The following is a 19,016-nucleotide window of genomic DNA, read 5'->3' as shown; positions in this document are numbered from 1 at the left end:
CTTCCCATGCTCAAGAAAATCCTCTGCACCGCCGCCCTGGCCCTCGGCCTGACCGCCGGCGCGCACGCCGCCGACAAGCCCACCCTGACCTTCGGCTACGTCAACGGCTGGGACGACAGCGTCGCCACCAGCCACGTGGCGGCCGAGATCCTGCGCAGCAAGCTCGGCTATCCGGTGGAACTCAAGGCGGTGGAAGCCGCCATCATGTGGCAGGGCGTGGCGCGCGGCGACCTGGACGCCACCCTCTCCGCCTGGCTGCCGGCCACCCACGGCGAGTACTACGCGCGCCTGAAGGACAAGGTGGAGCTGCTGGGCGTCAACTACAGCGGCGCACGCATCGGCCTGCTGGTGCCCACCTATATGAATGTGCAGTCCATCGCTGACCTGAACAGCATCAGGAAGGACCTGCGCGGCCAGGTCACCGGCATCGACGCCGGCGCCGGCGTGATGCGTCGCACCGAGGACGCCATCAAGGCCTACGACCTGGACCTCAACCTAATGGCCAGCTCCGGCCCGGCGATGACCGTGGCCCTGGCGCGCGCCGTACAGGCCAACAAGCCCATCGTGGTCACCGGCTGGATTCCGCACTGGATGACCGCCAAGTGGGAGCTGCGCTTCCTGGACGACCCGAAGAAGGTGTTCGGCGATGCCGAGCAGGTGCACAACGCGGTCAATCCCGGCCTGCACGCCAAGGCCCCCGAGGCGGCCGCGTTCCTGAAGAAGTTCGCCTGGCAGGACAAGGAAATCGGCGCGGTGATGCTAGCCATCCGCGACGGCGCCAAGCCCGCCGATGCCGCCCGCGCCTGGGTGGAGCAGAACCCGGAGCGCGTGGCGCAGTGGTTGTGATGACTCAAGGAGCCCCCATGCCCCGCTTCGGCGAACAACTGCTTTACATCGCCGGCCGCCCGGTCGCGGCGACCTCCGGCACCCTCTTCGAATCCATCAACCCGGCCAACGGCGAAATCCTGGCCCGGGTGCACAGCGCCGGCCGCGACGACGTCGAGCAGGCCGTAACCAGCGCCCGCCAGGGCCAGCAGATCTGGGCGGCCATGGGCCCCTTCGAGCGCGCCCGCATCCTGCGTCGGGCCGTGGACATCCTGCGCGAGCGCAACGATGAACTGGCGCTGCTGGAAACCCTCGACACCGGCAAGCCGCTGTCGGAAACCCGGAGCGTGGACATCGTCACCGGTGCCGACGTGCTGGAGTACTACGCTGGGCTGATCCCGGCCATCGAAGGCGAACAGATCCCGCTGCGCGACACGGCCTTCGCCTACACCCGCCGCGAGCCGCTGGGCGTGGTGGCCGGCATCGGCGCCTGGAACTACCCGATCCAGATCGCCCTGTGGAAGTCCGCCCCGGCCCTGGCCGCCGGCAACGCGATGATCTTCAAACCCAGCGAAGTCACCCCGCTTTCCGCCCTGAAGCTGGCCGAGATCTACACCGAGGCCGGCCTGCCCGACGGCGTGTTCAACGTGCTCAACGGCAGCGGCGCCGAGGTCGGCCAGTGGCTGGTGGAGCACCCGGGCATCGCCAAGGTGTCCTTCACCGGCGGCACCGTCACCGGTCGCAAGGTGGCGGCCAGCGCCGGCGCCACGCTCAAGGAAACGACCCTGGAGCTGGGCGGCAAGTCGCCGCTGATCGTCTGCACCGACGCCGACCTGGACCGCGCCGCCGACATCGCCATCGCCGCCAACTTCTTCAGCAGCGGCCAGGTGTGCACCAACGGCACCCGGGTGTTCGTGCCGAGCGAGCTGCAGGGCGCGTTCGAGGAAAAGCTGCTGGAGCGCACCCTGCGCATCCAGCCCGGCGACCCGCTGGACCCGGCCACCCGCTTCGGCCCGCTGGTCAGCTTCGCCCACATGGAGCGCGTGCTGGAGCACATCAACAGCGGCGTGAACGAGGGCGCGCGCGTGCTGGTCGGTGGCGGCCGGGTGCGTGAAGGCGCCTTCGCCGAGGGCGCCTACGTGGCGCCGACCATCTTCAGCGCCTGCCGCGACGACATGCGCATCGTGCGCGAGGAGATCTTCGGCCCGGTGATGTGCGTGCTCGGCTACAACGATGAAGAAGAGGTCATCCGCCGCGCCAACGCCACCGACTACGGCCTGGCCGCCGGCGTGGTGACCCCCGACCTGGCCCGCGCGCACCGGCTGATCCACCGCCTGGAAGCTGGCATCTGCTGGATCAATACCTGGGGCGAGTCCCCGGCGCAGATGCCGGTGGGCGGCTACAAGCACTCCGGCATCGGCCGCGAGAACGGCCTGGCCGCGCTGGCCCATTACACGCGCATCAAGTCGGTGCAGGTGGAGCTGGGCGAGTTCGTGTCGCCGTTCGACTGAACCCGTGGCCGCGAGCGTTGCGGTGTAGGGCGGACAACGTTGTGCGGCCTCGGTCGGACGCCATCGGCGGACAGAAGAGCGCTGTCCGCCCTACACCCGAAAAGCATCGCGGCTAAAGCCCCTCCTACAGGGTCCGGGCAAGTCCAAGGCCCGAGCAAGCCCAAGGCCATGCAAGCCCGGGGCCCGTGCAAGCCGCCCGGGCGGCCGGAAAAGCGCCGACCGCCAGGCCCGCGCAATCACTTCACCGTAGGTGGCCGTCAATGCCATGGCCACCGTCTCGAGGAAAGGCAGTTCCCATGGAATTCGACTACATCATCATCGGCGCCGGTTCGGCCGGTAACGTGCTGGCCACGCGCCTGACCGAGGACCCCGAGGTCAGCGTGCTGCTGCTGGAAGCCGGCGGCCCGGACCATCGCCTGGACTTCCGCACCCAGATGCCCGCCGCCCTCGCCTACCCGCTGCAGGGCCGGCGCTACAACTGGGCCTACGAGACCGACCCGGAGCCGCACATGAACCACCGCCGCATGGAATGCGGACGCGGCAAGGGCCTGGGCGGTTCCTCGCTGATCAACGGCATGTGCTACATCCGCGGCAACGCCCTGGACTTCGACCACTGGGCCCAGGAACCCGGCCTGGAAGACTGGAGCTACCTCGACTGCCTGCCCTACTTCCGCAAGGCGGAGACCCGCGACAGCGGCGCCAACGACTACCACGGCGACAGCGGCCCGGTGTCGGTGTGCACGCCCAAGGCCGGTAACAACCCGCTGTTCCATGCCATGGTCGAAGCCGGCGAGCAGGCCGGCTACGCGCGCACCGACGACCTCAACGGCTACCGCCAGGAAGGCTTCGGGCCGATGGACCGCACCGTGACGCCCAACGGCCGGCGCGCCAGCACCGCGCGCGGCTACCTGGACCAGGCTCGCCAGCGGCCGAACCTGACCATCCGCACCCACGCCCTCACCGAGCGCATCCTGTTCGACGGCCTGCGCGCCAGCGGCGTGGCCTACCTGCGCGGCAATTCCAGCCAGCCGGAACAGGCCCGCGCCCGCCGCGAGGTGCTGCTGTGCGCCGGGGCCATCGCCTCGCCGCAGATCCTGCAGCGTTCCGGCGTCGGCCCGGCGCCGCTGCTGCGCGACCTGGACGTGCCGCTGGTGCTCGACCTGCCCGGCGTCGGCGAGAACCTGCAGGACCACCTGGAGATGTACCTGCAGTACGCCTGCAAGCAGCCGGTGTCGCTGTACCCTGCGCTGCAGTGGTGGAACCAGCCGGCCATCGGCGCCCAGTGGCTGTTCGCCGGCAGCGGCATCGGCGCCAGCAACCAGTTCGAGGCGGGCGGTTTCATCCGCACCGACGAATCCTTCGCCTGGCCGAACATCCAGTTCCACTTCCTGCCGGTGGCCATCAACTACAACGGCAGCAACGCGGTGAAGGAACACGGCTTCCAGGCCCACGTCGGCTCCATGCGTTCGCCGAGCCGCGGCCGGGTAAGCGCCCGGTCCCGCGACCCGCGCCAGCATCCGAGCATCCTGTTCAACTACATGAGCCACGCCCAGGACTGGGAGGAATTCCGCGCGGCGATCCGCATCACCCGCGAGATCATGGCCCAGCCGGCCCTCGACCCCTACCGGGGCCGCGAGCTGAGCCCCGGCGTGGACCTGAAGAGCGACCGGGAGCTGGACGACTTCGTGCGCGACCGGGCGGAAACCGCCTTCCACCCCTGCGGCACCTGCCGCATGGGCAGCGACGCGCTGGCGGTGACCGACGGCCAGGGCCGCGTGCACGGCCTGTCCGGGCTGCGCGTGGTGGACGCCTCGCTGATGCCGCGCATCATCACCGGCAACCTGAACGCCACCACCATCATGCTGGCTGAGAAGATCTCCGACCGCATCCGTGGCCGCGAACCGCTGCCGCGCAGCAGCGCCGCGTACTACGTGGCCGGGGATGCCCCGGCGCGGCGCTTGTAGGGAGGACAACGTCGTTCCGGGCGATATGCACTTCGGCGGCCGGAAAAGCACCGACCGCCTTCACAGAAGGTAGGGCGGACAACGCTTTACCTGTCCGCCGCTGCGCGCCGGGCCGGGGGCTGGAGTGGCGGACAAGAACGACGTTGTCCGCCCTACGCTGGCTTCGGCGGCCGAACGCGCCGCGCACGTCCTACGCCGGGCCTTTAGCTTGGCGGATCAGGGTGTCGCTCAGCGCCAGCGCGGCCTTGGAAAGCTGGTGGCCGGCCAGGTGCAGCAGGCCGATGCGGCGGGTGACCTGCGGTTCATCGAGCGGCAGGCAGCGCGCGCCCAGTTCCTCCATCTGCTCCCGGCACAGGCTCGGCACCGCGCTCACGCCGAGGCCTTCGGCGACCATGCGCCCGACCGTGACCAGTTGATGGCTCTCAAACGCCACCGGCAGCTTGCCGTGGCGGGCGATGATGCTGTCCTCGAGCAGCAGGCGCACCGCCGAGGGCCGCTGCAGGGTGATGAACGGCTCGCCGAGCAACTGCGCCCAGCTCAGCCGCTTCAGCCCGGCCAGCGGGCTGTGCGCCGGCACCATGGCGACAAAGCGGTCGTCATATAACGGTGTGAACTGCAGGCCATCGAGGGTGGCCGGTTCGAAGGCGATGCCCAGTTCCACGCGACGGTCGCGCACCATCTCCAGCACCTGTTCGTTGATCACGTCGTGCACCGTCACCCCGACCCGTGGATGGGCGGCGCGAAACGCCTTGAGCGCGGCCGGCAGGCGGTTGCCGGCGAACGACGGCATGGCCGCCAGCGCCACGCGGCCGAGCTGCAGGGTGAAATGCTGGCGCAGCAGATCCTCGGCGTTGTCCCAATCAGCCAGCAGGCGCGTGGCGATGGGCAGCAGGGTCTCGCCCTCCGGGGTGAGTGCCACACTCCGGGTGGTACGCACCAGCAGCTGGCCGCCCAGCGACTGCTCCAGGTTCTTGATCGCCAGGCTCAGCGCCGGTTGCGACAGGTGCAGGCGTTCGCAGGCCTGGGCGAAGCTCAGGGTCTGCGCCACGGCGAGGAAGGCGCGCAGCTGCTTGACGGTCATTGTTTTGTTTTCCTGATCAATGGCGAGGAAAAACAAACTTAACAAATAACACCCCAGCACCGAAGCTTGGGCGCACGCTTGGCAGCGCCCCTGCCCTCCCAACAACAACAAGAGGCACCCAAGAATGAGTGGACTCGACAAGCGCGTAGGCAGCTATGCGGAAGCCCTCGATGGCCTGCAGGACGGCATGACCGTGCTGGCCGGCGGCTTCGGTCTGTGTGGCATTCCCGAGAATCTGATCGCCGAGATCCGCCGCCGCGGCGTGCGCGACCTCACCGTGGTCTCCAACAACTGCGGCGTGGACGGCTTCGGCCTCGGCGTGCTGCTGGAAGACCGGCAGATCCGCAAGATGATCGCTTCCTACGTCGGCGAGAACGCCCTGTTCGAGCAGCAACTGCTCAGCGGCGAACTGGAAGTGGAACTCACCCCGCAAGGCACCCTGGCCGAAAAACTGCGCGCCGGCGGCGCCGGCATTCCCGCGTTCTTCACCGCCACCGGCTACGGCACCCCGGTCGCCGAGGGCAAGGAAGTGCGCGAGTTCGACGGCCGTCACTACATCCTCGAACGCGCCATCAAGGGCGACTTCGCCATCGTCAAGGGCTGGAAGGCCGACCACTACGGCAACGTGATCTACCGCCACACCGCGCAGAACTTCAACCCGCTGGCCGCCATGGCCGGACGCATCACCGTGGTGGAAGTGGAAGAGATCGTCGAACCCGGCGAGCTGGACCCGGCGCAGATCCACACCCCCGGCATCTACGTGGACCGCCTGATCCAGGGCACCTTCGAAAAACGCATCGAAAAACGCACGCTGCGCGGCTGAGAGGAGAAATCGCCATGGCACTGACCCGCGAACAGATGGCCCAGCGTGTGGCGCGCGAACTGCGCGACGGCTACTACGTGAACCTCGGCATCGGCATCCCCACCCTGGTGGCCAACTACGTGCCCGAAGGCATGCAGGTGCTGCTGCAGTCGGAGAACGGCCTGCTCGGCATGGGGCCCTTCCCCACCGAGGCCGAGCTGGACGCCGACATGATCAACGCCGGCAAGCAGACGGTCACCGCGCTGCCCGGCGCGGCGATCTTCGACTCCGCCGACTCCTTCGCCATGATCCGTGGCGGCCATGTGGACCTGACCGTGCTCGGCGCCTTCGAGGTCGACGTGCAGGGCAACATCGCCTCCTGGATGATCCCCGGCAAGCTGGTCAAGGGCATGGGCGGCGCCATGGACCTGGTGGCCGGCGCCGAGAACATCATCGTGGTGATGACCCACGCCTCCAAGGACGGCGAGTCCAAGCTGCTGGAACGCTGCAGCCTGCCGTTGACCGGCGCCGGCTGCATCCGCACCGTGCTCACCGACCTGGCCTGGCTGGAAATCGACAACGGCGCCTTCATCCTGCGCGAGCGCGCGCCGGGAGTGAGCGTCGAGGAAATCGTCGCCAAGACCGCCGGTAAACTGATCGTGCCGGACCAGGTCCCGGAAATGCAGTTCTGAACCCTCCCCGGGGCCCGTTTCGGCGCCCCGGACGCATGTCAGGAGTTCCCATGCAAGACGTTGTCATTGTCGCCGCCACCCGTACCGCCATCGGCGCCTTCCAGGGCAGCCTCGCCGAGATTCCCGCCCCGGAGCTCGGCGCCCTCGTCATCCGCCGTCTGCTGGAGCAGACCCGCCTCGACCCGGCGCAGGTCGACGAAGTGATCCTCGGCCAGGTGCTCACCGCCGGCGCCGGCCAGAACCCCGCCCGCCAGGCCGCGCTGAAGGCAGGCCTGCCCCACGAAGTCCCGGCACTGACCCTCAACAAGGTCTGCGGCTCGGGCCTCAAGGCCCTGCACCTGGCCGCCCAGGCGATCCGCTGCGGCGACGCCGAGGTGGTGATCGCCGGCGGCATGGAGAACATGAGCCAGGCGCCCTACGTGCTGCCCAAGGCGCGCACCGGCCTGCGCATGGGCCATGCCCAGCTGCAGGACAGCATGATCCTCGACGGCCTGTGGGACGCCTTCAACGACTACCACATGGGCATCACCGCCGAGAACCTGGTGGAGCAGTACGGCCTGAGCCGCGAGGCCCAGGACGCCTTTGCGGCCGCTTCGCAACAGAAGGCCCTGGCCGCCATCGAAGCCGGCCGCTTCGATGCCGAGATCACCCCGGTGTCGATTCCACAGCGCAAGGGTGAGCCGCTGGTCTTCGCCCGCGACGAGCAACCGCGCGCCGGCACCACTGCCGAGGCGCTGGCCAGACTCAAGCCAGCCTTCAGGAAGGACGGCAGCGTCACCGCCGGCAACGCCTCCAGCCTCAACGACGGCGCCGCCGCCGTACTGCTGATGAGCGCCACCAAGGCCCAGGCCCTCGGCCTGCCGGTACTGGCGCGCATCGCCGCCTACGCCAGCGCCGGCGTCGACCCGGCGATCATGGGCTACGCCCCGGTGCCGGCCACCCGCCGCTGCCTGGAGAAGGCCGGCTGGCAACTGGCCGACCTGGACCTGATCGAAGCCAACGAAGCCTTCGCCGCCCAGGCGCTGTGCGTCGGCCAGGCCCTCGGCTGGGACGCCGACAAGGTCAACGTCAACGGCGGCGCCATCGCCCTGGGCCATCCCATCGGCGCCTCCGGCTGCCGCATCCTGGTCAGCCTGCTGCACGAAATGCTTCGCCGCGACGCCCGCAAGGGCCTGGCCACGCTGTGCATCGGCGGCGGCCAGGGCGTGGCGCTGGCCATCGAACGCTGATTTCCAAAGGAGACCTGTAAGCGCCCGGCGTGACCGCCGGGCTGCGGCATACCCGCGCCGCACCCCTGGGCGTTACCGCGCCCGACCGATAAAGCCCAACAAACATAAGAAAGAGGCGTCACTCATGTTCAACACCCTCACCCGCATGAGCGTGGGTCTGGTGCAGCGCTACCTGCCCTCACCCTTCGTATTCTCCGCACTGCTCACCCTTGCCGTGCTGATCGCCGGCATGCTCTCCACCGACCAATCCCTGCCACGCATGGTGCAACACTGGAGCGGCGGCTTCTGGACCCTGCTCGGCTTCGCCATGCAGATGGCGCTGATCTTCGTCACCGGCCATGCCCTGGCCAGCGCTCCCATCGTCAACCGTCAGCTCGACCGCCTGGCCGGCATGGCCCGCACGCCCGGGCAGGCCATCATCATGGTCACCCTGGTGGCGCTGGTCGGCTGCTGGGTCAACTGGGGCTTCGGCCTGGTGATCGGCGCGGTGTTCGCCCGCGCCCTGGCCCGCCAGGTGCAGGGGGTCGACTACCCGCTGCTGGTGGCCTCGGCCTACTCCGGCTTCCTGGTCTGGCACGGCGGCCTGGCCGGCTCGATCCCGCTGTCGATGGCCAGCGGTGGCCCCGACCTGGCGCGCATGACCGCCGGTGTGCTCACCAGTCCGGTAAGCATCACCGAGTCGCTGTTCAGCCCGCTGAACCTGACCATCGTCGCCCTGCTGGTGATCGGCCTGCCGCTGCTCAACCGCGCCATGCACCCGCGCCAGGACGCCAAGGTGGCCGACCCGGCCAAGCTGGTGGAAGCGCGCGCCGAGCAGCCGGCCCGGGAAACCCCGGCTCAGCGCCTGGATGACAGCCGCATCCTCGGCCTTGCGCTGGTCGCCCTGGCGGCCATCTACCTGTTCAACCACTTCAGCAGCAAGGGCTTCGTGCTCGGCCTGGACGTGGTGATCGCCATCTTCCTGTTCTGCGGCCTGCTGCTGCACGGAACCCCGGAGCGCTACATGCGCGCGGTGGACGAGAGCGTGCGCGGCATCGGCGGCATCGTCCTGCTGTTCCCCTTCTACGCCGGCATCATGGGCATGATGATGGGCGCCAACGCCGAGGGCATCTCGCTCGGCCGGCAGATCACCGAGGCGTTCATCTCCTGGTCCTCGGCGGACACCTTCCCGCTGCTGGCCTTCCTCAGCGCCGGCGTGGTCAACGTGTTCGTGCCCTCCGGCGGCGGCCAGTGGGCAGTGCAGGGCCCGATCATGCTGCCGGCCGCCCAGGCCCTCGGCGTCTCGCCCACCGTGACCGCCATGGCCATCGCCTGGGGCGACGCCTGGACCAACATGATCCAGCCGTTCTGGGCGCTGCCGCTGCTCGGCATCGTCGGCCTCGGCGCCCGCGACATCATGGGCTACTGCCTGATGATGCTGCTGTACTCGGGCGTGGTGATCTGCGGCGCGTTCTACTTCCTGACCTGATCGCAGGCCGCACCTCCTTGCACCGGGGCGCAACCCCGGTGCATCCCTCATCGCGGCTGAAGCCCCTCCTACGGACCGTGGAGCGGCTTCAGTTACGCTGTGCTTTCAGCAGCGAAACCGCTGCGTGCGCACATGCAGCTCGCGAATCAGCACCGCCAGGCGCTTGGTGGCGGCGGTGGCCTGCTCGGCCATCACCACCGCCTGCTGGCCCTGGTCGGCCAGCGATTGCAGGCTGCGATGAGTGTCGGCCACGGATGCGTTCTGATCCTCGGTGGCCTCGGCGATCGAGCGGTTCATCTGGAACACCCGCTGCAGGCCGGTCTGCAACTGGCCCAGCTCATGGCGGGCCTGCGCCAGCTGCTGCATGCCTTCCTGGGTGCTCTGCGCACTCTCGGTGATGCGCTCGGCCATCTGGTTGGAGGCCTGGCGCAGCAGGTCGGTGGTCTGCTGGATCTCGGTGGTCGAGCTCTGCGTGCGCTGCGCCAGGGCGCGCACCTCGTCGGCCACCACGGCGAATCCACGGCCCTGCTCCCCGGCCCGTGCCGCCTCGATGGCCGCGTTCAGCGCCAGCAGGTTGGTCTGTTCGGAGATGCCACGAATCACCTCCAGCACATGGGTGATCTCGCCGCTGTGGGTCTGCAGCACCTGCAACTGCTCGATGTTGGCCTGCATGTCCTCGGTCAGCCGGGTGATCGCCGCATGGCTGGCATCGATCTGCCGATGGGCCTGCTCCAGCAGGCGGCTGCCCTGGTCGGACGACACCGCCGCTTCACCGGCGTGCCCGGCGATGCTGCGCACGCTCTGGCTCAGATGATCGAGATCCTGGTTGACCACCCGCAAGGTCGCCTGCTGATCATGGAACGCCTGGGTGGCCTGCACGGCGCCCACTTCCAGCTCGCGGGTGATGCCCTGCACCGCATCGCTGGTCTGGCGTACCGCGCCGAGGGTCTCGCGCAGCCGGCCGAGGAACTGGTTCAGCTGGGCGCACATCTCGCCGATCTCCGCCTGATCCCGGGTCTGCAGCGGCTGGTCCAGTTGCAGGCTGTCGCTGATGCGCTTGAGCTGGCTGCGCAGGTCGTCCAGCGGGCGGGTCAGGCGACCGGCCAGCGGATAGAGCACTAGCAGGCCCAGCACCAGCAGCGCCAGGCCCACCCCCAGCGTAAGGCGGCGGTTGGCGGTGATGCCAGCCACGGTGTCGCGCACCGGCTGGGTGACCACCAGGTAACGCTGCAGATCCGGCAGGTGCAGCGCGCCGACGAAGGCCGGCTGGCCAGCCAGCTCTATCTGCAGGATATGAAGCCCCTGATCGCGCACCTTCAGCCAGTCGTTGGCCATCAGCGCCCGGAAGCCCGACTGGCTGGAGAGGTCCAGGCTGCCGGCCTGGCGGGCATCCGGGTGGATATCCACCAGCCCGCTCGGCTGTACCAGCATCACCTGGCCGGACTCGCCGAAGCGGTAGTTGCGGATCATGCTGGCCAGCTGTTCCATGTTCATCGCCCCGCCGGCCACCAGCAACGGACGGCCCTGGTCGTCGGTCTGCGCGCCGCGGTAGTTGACGAAGATCTGCAGGCCCTGGGAACCGAGGGCGTTGGTGTCCAGGTTCAGCTCGTAGGGGGTGTTGCGCTTGAGGTACTCGAAATACCAGCCGTCGTCGGCATTGCCTTCCGACATCGGCCGCCACTGCAGCTTATTGCCTTCCAGATGGTGGTAGCGCACGCCACCATCCGGGGTGCGCACCGCCATGAACACCGCGTTGGCGCCCAGGGCTTTCAGCGTCTGCTCCATGGCCCGGCGCATGTCGGGCAGGCGATCCAGCGGCGCGCCGGCGCGCGCCCAGTCCTGGATGAACACGTTGTTGGCCAACGCCTCGGAACCGTTGATGGCCAGCGTGAGCTGACCGCGAATGCCTGCCGCGATGGTCTGCATGCGCCCCGGCAGTTCCTGCTCCTTCAGCCGGCGCAGCTGATCCTGGCTGGTCAGATACGACTGGAAGCCCACCACCAGCAACACCGTGAGCACCAGCACCAGCGAGGAAACCGCAAACAGGCGCGTGCGCAGCGCCAAACCCTGCCAACCCATCGAATTACTCCCTGAGATTCGAAGCCGTAATGGCCTTTTGATTTGCAGGGTTATCGCTGGGACGTAAGGAAACTGAATAGCGAGCCAGACAGTTATTTTCTGGCGTCAAAGGGCCTAAGCTCCACGCATGAACAGCACCCCCGTCCTTCATCTTCCCTTCCTGCCGCCCTGGGACTGGCAGCAGTTCCAGCGCCACTTCGCCCTGCGCCTGCTGCCCGGTGTGGAAACCCTCGACGCCAACGGCTATTGCCGCAGCCTGCGCATGGGTTCGGTGACTGGCTGGTTTGCGGTACGACCATTGCCGGAAACGAACAGCCTGGAATTGCGGATCAGCCCGTCCGCCCTGGCCGCGAGCGCCGCCCTCGTCACCCGGGTGCGGCGCATGTTCGATCTGGATGCCGATCCGCAGGCCATCGCCACGCATTTCGCCGGCGATGCCGTGCTGGCGCCGCTGGTGGCCCGAGCACCCGGTCTGCGCCTGCCCACCGCGTTCGACCCGTTCGAGCAGGCCGTGCGCGCCATCGTCGGTCAGCAAGTCACCGTCAAGGCGGCCGTGACCATCACCAACCGTCTGGTGGCGCGGCTCGGTGAGCCGCTGGCGGACGCGCCCGCGAGCGGTCCGCAGCGACTGTTTCCCACCCCCGAACAATTGGCCAACGCCGACCTCTCCGCCATCGGCATGCCTGCCAAGCGGGTGGCGGCATTGCAACACCTGGCCGCCGCCGTGGCCGATGGCAGCCTTGAACTGCATGTGGAAGATGGTGCCGACGCGCTGGTCGAGCGCCTCTGCGCATTGCCCGGCATAGGACCCTGGACCGCCGAGTACATTGCCCTGCGCGGCTTCGGCGCGGTGGATGCCTTTCCGGGCGCCGACCTGGGTCTGCTCAAGTCACCGGTATGGGGCCCGGGCGGGGTCAATGCACGGGAGCTGAAACGCCGCGCCGAGGCCTGGCGGCCGTGGCGGGCGTATGCGGCGATTTATCTGTGGGAGCGTTATGGGGCGGCGGGTGACGACTAGGCGGCGGCGGCCGCCTCACCCTAACAGCTCGGCCAGCAGCCGGGCATCCTGCAGCGCATGGTGAGGCGGCTCGTAGCCCAGATCATCGAACTCGATATCGCTGCTGATCCGCCCGGCCGTCACCCCTTCCGGCAGCCCATCGGAGCCGGCCAGCCACACCAGTAGCGGCCAGTCCCACATCACCGCATCACTGACGATCTCGACCGGCCCGAGCGCCAGCAGGAACTCTCGCAGCTCAGTGCGTGCCTGATCCGTCGTACGTCCGTGAACAGGTAGATCCAGCTGCGGCAGGACGATTTCCCGCACGAAGTCGGAGCACTCATCCTCGACCCAGTGGTCGGCAAGCTCCACATAGAACTCAGGGCCGTCGGGAACGACCAGGGCCAGGCTGATCAGCTTGTAGGTGAAGGGGTTGAGGTCGGTGAATTCGGTGTCGAGGTAGGCGCGGTGCATAAAGACAAACCCTCTATCAACCAGACCCAGGCCTGCTCAGGTGACTCGTATGAGACCGGGCAAGATCAGTGCTGCCAGATCAATCCTGACGATATCCGACCACAACGCTCAATCGCCGAGACCAAATAAGCCATTTTCCTTCAAAAAATCTATTGCTTGCGAATAATCATTATGGGCGGCCATTTTCATGTAACGCAGCGCTTCCTCCTCATCCACCGGCCCCCACGCCTGGTCCAGTAACATCACTGCATAGTGGTACTGAGCCCGGGACACACCCAAGTCTGCTGACGCTTGCATGTACTGTCTGGCTTTGATAAGCGACTCACACACACCCAAACCATTGGCGTACATGTTGGACAGCAAAAGACCCGCATTTGGGTTTTTCCCAATGCAAGCCCGCTTCAACCAGAAAACCGCCTCGTGGGTATTCTTTTCAATGCCTTTTCCTTCAAGCATCAAAGCGCCAATTGCCACTTGAGCAGCCGGCGAACCCTTGTAGGCATATTCCTTCATCACCTCAACCAGAGATCCAGCTCCTTTCTTCTTCTCCCGCAGCAAAGAAGCTACAAACTCAGAATCTGTCTTTTCAATATTATCCGAGAAGAAAGTGATAGAGCTTTCAACCCATTTATCATCCTCAGCATCCCAGGCAGCAAGAGAATCCAAAAACTCTTTAATCTTCTCAGGTTCCATTAAAAATCTCGCTTCAGTTAACCCTATAACGAAGTCCCGAGGAGCGCTGACGGACTTCGTGCCATTTAAATCACCTTCATTTAATACTCAGCAATAATGCTCCACCCCAAAAAACGCCCGGCAATCGTCTCTCCGGTCTCTTCGGCGACAACCCCTTCCGGCGCCAGGCGCACCGCCAGGCAATGCGGCTCTTCGCCCAGGCTCACCCAATGAGCCACGCCCTTCGGCACAACCAGCAGATCCCCACGCTCGCCCAGGAAGGCGAATACCGCGCCGTCCGCATGCAGGCTCACCAGCGCCCTCCCGCCCAGGAACAGCCAGGCGTGTTCACCGCCAAGGGTTTGCTCATTGGCGAAGCGGGCGTTGAGTTCGGCGGCCTGCTCGCTGCCCCGCTCCAGGCTGATGACTGTCTCGGCGGGCAGCTGCAGCTCAGCGGCTACACCTTGCAGCAGCGCGCCATATTCAGCGCGCACCTCGGCTTCGCTGGCGCCGGGGCGCAGGCCGCCGGCGAGTTCGCGCTGTTCGTAGCGCACACCCATCTCAGCCAGCGTGGCGGCCACGTCCTGAGGGTCGATGAGCATCTTGCTCGGGACTTCGGGGAGGGCAACGCTGTAGACGCTCAACACGCTCATGAATAAAGCCTCGTAATCATCGTCATACCGGCGGCGCGCTGTGCGGGGTGTCCTTCAATCGCTTGGCGATGATGAAGGCCGCCAGGGTCGCGCCGGCGGTGGCAATCAGGAAGGTGGGGCCGGCGCCCAAAGCACTCCAGCTGTAACCGGCATACAGCGCGCCCAGCGCGCCGCCCATGCCCGACACCGTGGCATAGGAGGCCTGCCCCCGACCCAGGTGGCGAATGCCGAAGGCGCGTTGCACGAAGTGCACGGCGGCGGAATGGAAGCAGCCGAAGCTGGCCGCATGCAGCAATTGCGCAAACAGCAGCACGAACAGCTCATCGGCCAGGTAGCCCATCAGCAGCCAGCGCAGTGCCGCCAGCAGCATGCTGAACATCAGCACCCGACGCAGGGAGAAGCGGTCGAGGATGCGCGCCATGACCATGAACACGCCGATTTCCGCGACCACGCCCATCGCCCAGATCAGGCCGATGGTGCCGCGCGGGTAGCCGAGGTTCTCAAGGTGGATGGTCAGAAAGGTGTAGTACGGGCCGTGGGAGGCCTGCATCAGCACCACGCACAGGAAGAACGCCGGCACGCCAGGCTTGAGCAGCAGCTTCCAGAAGCCCTCGTGCACGGTGGTGTCGCCGCTCGGCGACGGCGCGGCGTCCGGCACGCGCCAGGCGGTGACGACGATGGCCAGCATGATCACCAGCATGGCTGCGGGAAAGCTGTTCAGGCTCAACCAGTCGAACAGCCAGCCGAGGCCCACCACGGCGACGATGAAGCCGATGCTGCCCCACAGGCGCACGCGGCTATAGAAGGTTGGGCGTTCGCGCAGGTGGGCCAGGGTGATGGCCTCGAACTGCGGCAGGATGGCGTGCCAGAAGAAGGCATGCAGGGCCATGACCATGGCCAGCCACATGAAGCTCTTGTCGAACAGGATCAGCGCAAAGGCCAGCAGCGTGCAGACCGCGCCGAGGCGCACGATCGCCAGCCGACGCCCGGTGACGTCGCCCAGCCAGCCCCACACGAAGGGCGACAGGCAGCGCATCAGCAGCGGAATGGCCGCCAGTTCACCGATGCGCGCGGGCGAAAAGCCGAGGTGGGCGAAATACAGCGAGAGAAACGGCGCGGTCGCCCCGAGCAGGGCGAAGTACGCGAAATAAAAACCGGAGAGACGCCAATACGGGAGCGCGGAATCCATAGCCTTCAGCCGAATGTGCGAGCCGGAGTCGCTTACCCGGCTTCAGGCTCGCGGACTCAGGTTCAGAGTTGTCCTAACACTGGGGTGGAGACGCTCACCTCGGCGTTCTGGGCACGGTGGCGCAGCAGGTGATCCACCAGCACCAGCGCCATCATGGCTTCGGCGATGGGCGTGGCGCGAATGCCCACGCACGGATCGTGGCGGCCCTTGGTGATCACCTCGACCGGATTGCCATGCACATCGATGGAGCGACCCGGCGTAGTGATGCTGGAAGTGGGCTTGAGTGCCAGATGGGCGACGATCGGCTGGCCGCTGGAGATGCCGCCGAGGATGCCGCCGGCGTGGTTGGAGAGGAAACCCTCCGGGGTCAGTTCGTCGCGGTGCTCGGTGCCCCGCTGGGCGACGGCGGCGAAGCCGTCGCCGATTTCCACACCCTTCACCGCGTTGATGCTCATCAGCGCGTGGGCCAGCTCGGCGTCCAGGCGGTCGAAGATCGGCTCACCCCAGCCCGGCGGCACGCCCTCGGCGACCACGGTTATCCTGGCGCCCACGGAATCCTGGTCGCGGCGCAGCTGGTCCATGTAGGCCTCCAGCTCCGGCACCTTGTCCGGGTCCGGGCAGAAGAAGGCGTTCTGCTCCACCGCGTCCCAGGTCTTGAAGGGAATTTCGATCGGGCCGAGCTGGCTCATGTAGCCACGCACCTGAACACCCAGCTTGGCCAGGACCTTCTTGGCGATGGCGCCGGCAGCCACGCGCATGGCGGTCTCGCGGGCCGAGCTGCGGCCGCCGCCCCGGTAGTCGCGGATGCCGTACTTGTGGTGGTAGGTGTAATCGGCGTGGGCCGGGCGGAACAGGTCCTGGATGGCCGAGTAGTCCTTGGACTTCTGGTCGGTGTTGCGGATCAGCAGGCCGATCGGGCAGCCGGTGGTCTTGCCTTCGAACACGCCGGAGAGGATCTCGACTTCGTCGGCTTCCTGACGCTGGGTGGTGTGGCGGCTGGTGCCCGGCTTGCGGCGATCCAGGTCGCGCTGCAGGTCGTCCAGCGACAGCTCCAGCCCCGGCGGGCAGCCATCGACAATAGCCACCAGGGCCGGGCCATGGCTCTCGCCGGCGGTGGTAACGGTAAACAGCTTGCCGAAGGTATTGCCGGACATCCTGATGCTCCGCGATCAGCCTCTGGAAAAGGCCGGCAGTATACCCGAGAGCGGGCATTGTTCCGCAGGTCCCTCAAGCGGATCTCCACGCAGCCGATCTAACGAGCATTGGACAGAGGCTGTTGTGATGAAAACCATGCAAGACGCGCCCCCTTCTACCGAAACCTCGACGCCCCAGAGCGACAACCAGAAGCACATTCCCGCGCTCTGGCGACGCTTCTGGGCACGCACCTTCGACCTCTCGTGGCAGATGACCACTCTGGGCCTTGTATTCGGCTTCTTGCTGGCCAAGCTTGCGCCGGAGCTGATGGTGAAGCTGTTTTTCGTCGTTGATTCGCGCCAGTCGCTGCTGAACCCATGGTTCTACTCGCTCATTGTGTTTGTGCCGTTTGCCCTGTTGCTGGATGCGCTGATGTTGCGCTTCTTCGGCAACACACCGGGCAAGGCCCTGCTGGGACTTAAAGTGGTGCACTCCGAAAAGTCCCGCCCGACCCTGGGCCTGTATCTGCTGCGCAATCTTGGGCTCTGGGTACGCGGCCTGGGCTTTTCGATCCCCATCGTCACACTGTTCACCATGCTGCGGCAGTTCTTTCAGGCCAAGGAACATGAGCTGACCCATTACGATCTGAAAACCGGTTTCCGTGTCCTGGCCAAGCCGCTGCCTCTGTGGCGCAAGCTGGTGTTCGTCGTGCTGATGTGCGGTGTGTATGGCCTGAACTCCCTGTCCGCGCCGAATCAACCGCCGCCCAGGAACATGGCCCCGCTGTACTGGAAGAATCCTGAGACAGGTTATACGGCGGTATTGCCCGGGTATTGGCAGACCGAAGTCGGGCCGCTGCCTACTGGCCGGAACGGGTACGCCTTCCACGGCCCGCTGACCACAGTGTTCTTTTTGCCCGAGCGTGCGGCCGATGATGCTCCGTTCGAGGATCTGGTGTTCGCATTCATCATGGCCACGGCGAACAAGATGGAACTGAAGATGGGCTCCTACTCCGACTACAAAGGGCTACCGACATGGCGCACCAACGGCAGTCCCCTGGACGAGCCTGACCATCTGAGGCACGTGCAACTCATCCAAAGCGGCGACACCCTGTGGCACGTCATCACGGCCCAGCGACCGCCCTACCACCCCAACCCCGCTGAGGTGGAGCAGATCCAGACCCGCCTGCTCGATACCCTGCCGCGCAACCCGCCCCGCAACTACAGCCAGACATACCCGTGAGCTGCCCAATTTTTCGGCCGCAACACTGCAGGAAACGGCGTTGCGGCCGATAACGCTGAGGCAGACAGTCTGTGGGCACCGCAATGACCGACACACACACTCCCGAACAACCCGAACAGCAGGCGGCCGCTCCGGCCGAGCCGGACGCGCAGGCGCCCCAGGGCCATCCCTGGGAACTGCTGGCGCCCGAGCCCTACTGTCTGCTGCGCCTGTATCCGCAGCCTTTCGACCGGGCCACCGGCGCGCGGCCGCTGCGCTTTGCGCAGTTTTCGCGCATTGAGCGCCACAGCCAGAAGGAAAGCCTGCTGCGCCTGAGCGTCGAGCTGCCCGGCCAGTCGCTGAAGAAGGACCAGAACCGCCTGGATGTCTGGCTGGATCACCAGCAGAAGGAAATGCGCTTCGAGCCACTGCAGATCGACCCGCCGAACCGTGGCCTGGGACGTTTCCTGCTGGCCCAGGCCATCGAGTGGGCGCAGCAGAAGTGGTCGCACTACGCGGTGAAGTCCGGCGACCTGCCCTATCGCAACATGCTCAGCGAGGACGCCCGCCTGCGCCGCGACCATGCGCTGCGCCAGCAGGGTTTCGAGGTGCTGTACCCGGACGAGGGCCAACTGCGCGCCACCTACGGGGCCAAGCGGGTCAGCGAGCTGGAGGCCGAGTGGAACCCGGACAAGGTCCAGGTGCTCGACGAGCTGGATTGCGCCGCCATGCTGGAACAGGCCGACACCCAGCTGCGCGATCAGGAAGCGCTGATCCGCAAGCACGAGGAACGCATCACCTGGCTCAAGCGCGAAGACAGCGGCCTGCGCTTCACCGTCACCTGCCTGGTGGCGTTCGCGCTGTTCCAGGCGGGGCTGCTGATCTGGATTGCCACGCGGTAAGCGGTGCCCTGTAGGGCGGACAGCGCTTCACCTGTCCGCCGTCGCGTACCCAGCCGCAACGCTCGGCCAAGCGCCGCCTGGCGGACAAAAAACAACGTTGTCCGCCCTACGCTGCAGTCCCGC

Annotated in this window: 16 protein-coding genes and 2 pseudogenes; 10 read left to right on the top strand and 8 right to left on the bottom strand. The window is 66.7% G+C overall.

Translation table 11 applies throughout. The features are described 5' to 3' along the window. The first annotated feature begins 6 nt into the window (after positions 1–6). The 3 genes from SF06_RS16315 to betA all read left to right on the top strand — a co-directional run bounded on the left by SF06_RS16315 (position 7) and on the right by betA (position 4,300). Positions 7–846 (top strand): glycine betaine ABC transporter substrate-binding protein, encoded by an 840-nt coding sequence (locus SF06_RS16315; RefSeq protein ID WP_027591673.1) that lies wholly within the window; start codon positions 7–9, stop codon positions 844–846. A gap of 17 nt (positions 847–863) precedes the next feature. Next, positions 864–2,336, top strand: coding sequence for a betaine-aldehyde dehydrogenase (gene betB, locus SF06_RS16310; protein WP_039562695.1), 1,473 nt, complete (start codon positions 864–866; stop codon positions 2,334–2,336). Between the two features lie 296 nt (positions 2,337–2,632). After that, entirely contained in the window at positions 2,633–4,300 is a 1,668-nt protein-coding gene (gene betA, locus SF06_RS16305) for a choline dehydrogenase (protein WP_039562694.1), read from the top strand. 190 nt (positions 4,301–4,490) lie between these two features. Here betA and SF06_RS16300 read toward each other — a convergent pair whose 3' ends face one another. Further along, positions 4,491–5,381, bottom strand: coding sequence for a LysR family transcriptional regulator (locus SF06_RS16300; RefSeq protein ID WP_027591676.1), 891 nt, complete (start codon positions 5,379–5,381; stop codon positions 4,491–4,493). 124 nt (positions 5,382–5,505) lie between these two features. Between SF06_RS16300 and SF06_RS16295 the strand changes: the two genes are divergently transcribed. The 4 genes from SF06_RS16295 to SF06_RS16280 all read left to right on the top strand — a co-directional run bounded on the left by SF06_RS16295 (position 5,506) and on the right by SF06_RS16280 (position 9,572). Next, positions 5,506–6,204, top strand: coding sequence for a CoA transferase subunit A (locus SF06_RS16295; RefSeq protein WP_027591677.1), 699 nt, complete (start codon positions 5,506–5,508; stop codon positions 6,202–6,204). Positions 6,205–6,218: 14 nt separating this feature from the next. Continuing rightward, positions 6,219–6,875 carry a CoA transferase subunit B gene (locus SF06_RS16290; RefSeq protein WP_039562692.1) on the top strand — a complete coding sequence of 219 codons (657 nt, stop codon included), beginning with the start codon at positions 6,219–6,221 and terminating at the stop codon, positions 6,873–6,875. 50 nt (positions 6,876–6,925) lie between these two features. Next, positions 6,926–8,104, top strand: coding sequence for an acetyl-CoA C-acetyltransferase (locus SF06_RS16285; protein WP_039562691.1), 1,179 nt, complete (start codon positions 6,926–6,928; stop codon positions 8,102–8,104). 124 nt (positions 8,105–8,228) lie between these two features. After that, positions 8,229–9,572, top strand: a complete 1,344-nt coding sequence (locus SF06_RS16280) for a short-chain fatty acid transporter (protein ID WP_027591680.1) — start codon at positions 8,229–8,231, stop codon at positions 9,570–9,572. Positions 9,573–9,677: 105 nt separating this feature from the next. Here the strand turns inward: SF06_RS16280 and SF06_RS19085 are convergent. Both SF06_RS19085 and SF06_RS19080 read right to left on the bottom strand, forming a co-directional pair. Beyond that, a pseudogene (locus tag SF06_RS19085) lies at positions 9,678–10,193 on the bottom strand (methyl-accepting chemotaxis protein); the annotation flags it as partial. Between the two features lie 339 nt (positions 10,194–10,532). Further along, positions 10,533–10,907: pseudogene (locus SF06_RS19080) on the bottom strand (HAMP domain-containing protein); the annotation flags it as partial. Between the two features lie 871 nt (positions 10,908–11,778). On the opposite strand from SF06_RS19080, the gene SF06_RS16270 reads away from it, so the two are divergent. After that, positions 11,779–12,669 (top strand): DNA-3-methyladenine glycosylase family protein, encoded by an 891-nt coding sequence (locus SF06_RS16270; RefSeq protein ID WP_039562689.1) that lies wholly within the window; start codon positions 11,779–11,781, stop codon positions 12,667–12,669. Between the two features lie 15 nt (positions 12,670–12,684). Here SF06_RS16270 and SF06_RS16265 read toward each other — a convergent pair whose 3' ends face one another. The 5 genes from SF06_RS16265 to aroC form a co-directional block, all read right to left on the bottom strand. Next, positions 12,685–13,122, bottom strand: coding sequence for a hypothetical protein (locus tag SF06_RS16265; RefSeq protein ID WP_039562688.1), 438 nt, complete (start codon positions 13,120–13,122; stop codon positions 12,685–12,687). 108 nt (positions 13,123–13,230) lie between these two features. After that, positions 13,231–13,815, bottom strand: a complete 585-nt coding sequence (locus SF06_RS16260; protein WP_039562687.1) for a tetratricopeptide repeat protein — start codon at positions 13,813–13,815, stop codon at positions 13,231–13,233. Positions 13,816–13,895: 80 nt separating this feature from the next. Beyond that, entirely contained in the window at positions 13,896–14,447 is a 552-nt protein-coding gene (locus SF06_RS16255) for a cupin domain-containing protein (RefSeq protein WP_039562686.1), read from the bottom strand. Between the two features lie 22 nt (positions 14,448–14,469). Then, on the bottom strand, positions 14,470–15,636 hold the full coding sequence (locus tag SF06_RS16250) for an MFS transporter (RefSeq protein WP_039562685.1): 1,167 nt from the start codon (positions 15,634–15,636) through the stop codon (positions 14,470–14,472). A 62-nt stretch (positions 15,637–15,698) separates the two neighbouring features. Then, the gene (gene aroC / locus SF06_RS16245; RefSeq protein ID WP_027590182.1) at positions 15,699–16,790 is read right to left on the bottom strand and encodes a chorismate synthase; all 1,092 of its coding nucleotides are present in this window, start codon (positions 16,788–16,790) and stop codon (positions 15,699–15,701) included. A gap of 127 nt (positions 16,791–16,917) precedes the next feature. Between aroC and SF06_RS16240 the strand changes: the two genes are divergently transcribed. After that, positions 16,918–18,012: an RDD family protein gene (locus SF06_RS16240; protein WP_039562684.1), complete on the top strand. Its 1,095-nt coding sequence runs from the start codon at positions 16,918–16,920 to the stop codon at positions 18,010–18,012. 83 nt (positions 18,013–18,095) lie between these two features. After that, positions 18,096–18,893: a hypothetical protein gene (locus tag SF06_RS16235; protein WP_027590183.1), complete on the top strand. Its 798-nt coding sequence runs from the start codon at positions 18,096–18,098 to the stop codon at positions 18,891–18,893. Positions 18,894–19,016: the final 123 nt, after the last annotated feature.

It is taken from the genome of Pseudomonas flexibilis (genome assembly GCF_000802425.1).
Lineage (GTDB): Bacteria > Pseudomonadota > Gammaproteobacteria > Pseudomonadales > Pseudomonadaceae > Serpens > Serpens flexibilis.
This window is presented reverse-complemented; position numbering and strand designations above follow the sequence as displayed.

Bases quoted from the DNA above. Each gene is read 5' to 3' on its own strand.
- betA (WP_039562694.1), top strand. From the start codon at position 2,633: ATGGAATTCGACTACATCATCATCGGCGCCGGTTCGGCCGGTAACGTG.
- SF06_RS16290 (WP_039562692.1), top strand. From the start codon at position 6,219: ATGGCACTGACCCGCGAACAGATGGCCCAGCGTGTGGCGCGCGAACTG.
- SF06_RS16265 (WP_039562688.1), bottom strand. From the start codon at position 13,122: ATGCACCGCGCCTACCTCGACACCGAATTCACCGACCTCAACCCCTTC.
- SF06_RS16295 (WP_027591677.1), top strand. From the start codon at position 5,506: ATGAGTGGACTCGACAAGCGCGTAGGCAGCTATGCGGAAGCCCTCGAT.
- betB (WP_039562695.1), top strand. From the start codon at position 864: ATGCCCCGCTTCGGCGAACAACTGCTTTACATCGCCGGCCGCCCGGTC.
- SF06_RS16260 (WP_039562687.1), bottom strand. From the start codon at position 13,815: ATGGAACCTGAGAAGATTAAAGAGTTTTTGGATTCTCTTGCTGCCTGG.
- SF06_RS16285 (WP_039562691.1), top strand. From the start codon at position 6,926: ATGCAAGACGTTGTCATTGTCGCCGCCACCCGTACCGCCATCGGCGCC.
- aroC (WP_027590182.1), bottom strand. From the start codon at position 16,790: ATGTCCGGCAATACCTTCGGCAAGCTGTTTACCGTTACCACCGCCGGC.
- SF06_RS16250 (WP_039562685.1), bottom strand. From the start codon at position 15,636: ATGGATTCCGCGCTCCCGTATTGGCGTCTCTCCGGTTTTTATTTCGCG.
- SF06_RS16280 (WP_027591680.1), top strand. From the start codon at position 8,229: ATGTTCAACACCCTCACCCGCATGAGCGTGGGTCTGGTGCAGCGCTAC.
- SF06_RS16240 (WP_039562684.1), top strand. From the start codon at position 16,918: ATGAAAACCATGCAAGACGCGCCCCCTTCTACCGAAACCTCGACGCCC.
- SF06_RS16300 (WP_027591676.1), bottom strand. From the start codon at position 5,381: ATGACCGTCAAGCAGCTGCGCGCCTTCCTCGCCGTGGCGCAGACCCTG.
- SF06_RS16235 (WP_027590183.1), top strand. From the start codon at position 18,096: ATGACCGACACACACACTCCCGAACAACCCGAACAGCAGGCGGCCGCT.
- SF06_RS16270 (WP_039562689.1), top strand. From the start codon at position 11,779: ATGAACAGCACCCCCGTCCTTCATCTTCCCTTCCTGCCGCCCTGGGAC.
- SF06_RS16255 (WP_039562686.1), bottom strand. From the start codon at position 14,447: ATGAGCGTGTTGAGCGTCTACAGCGTTGCCCTCCCCGAAGTCCCGAGC.
- SF06_RS16315 (WP_027591673.1), top strand. From the start codon at position 7: ATGCTCAAGAAAATCCTCTGCACCGCCGCCCTGGCCCTCGGCCTGACC.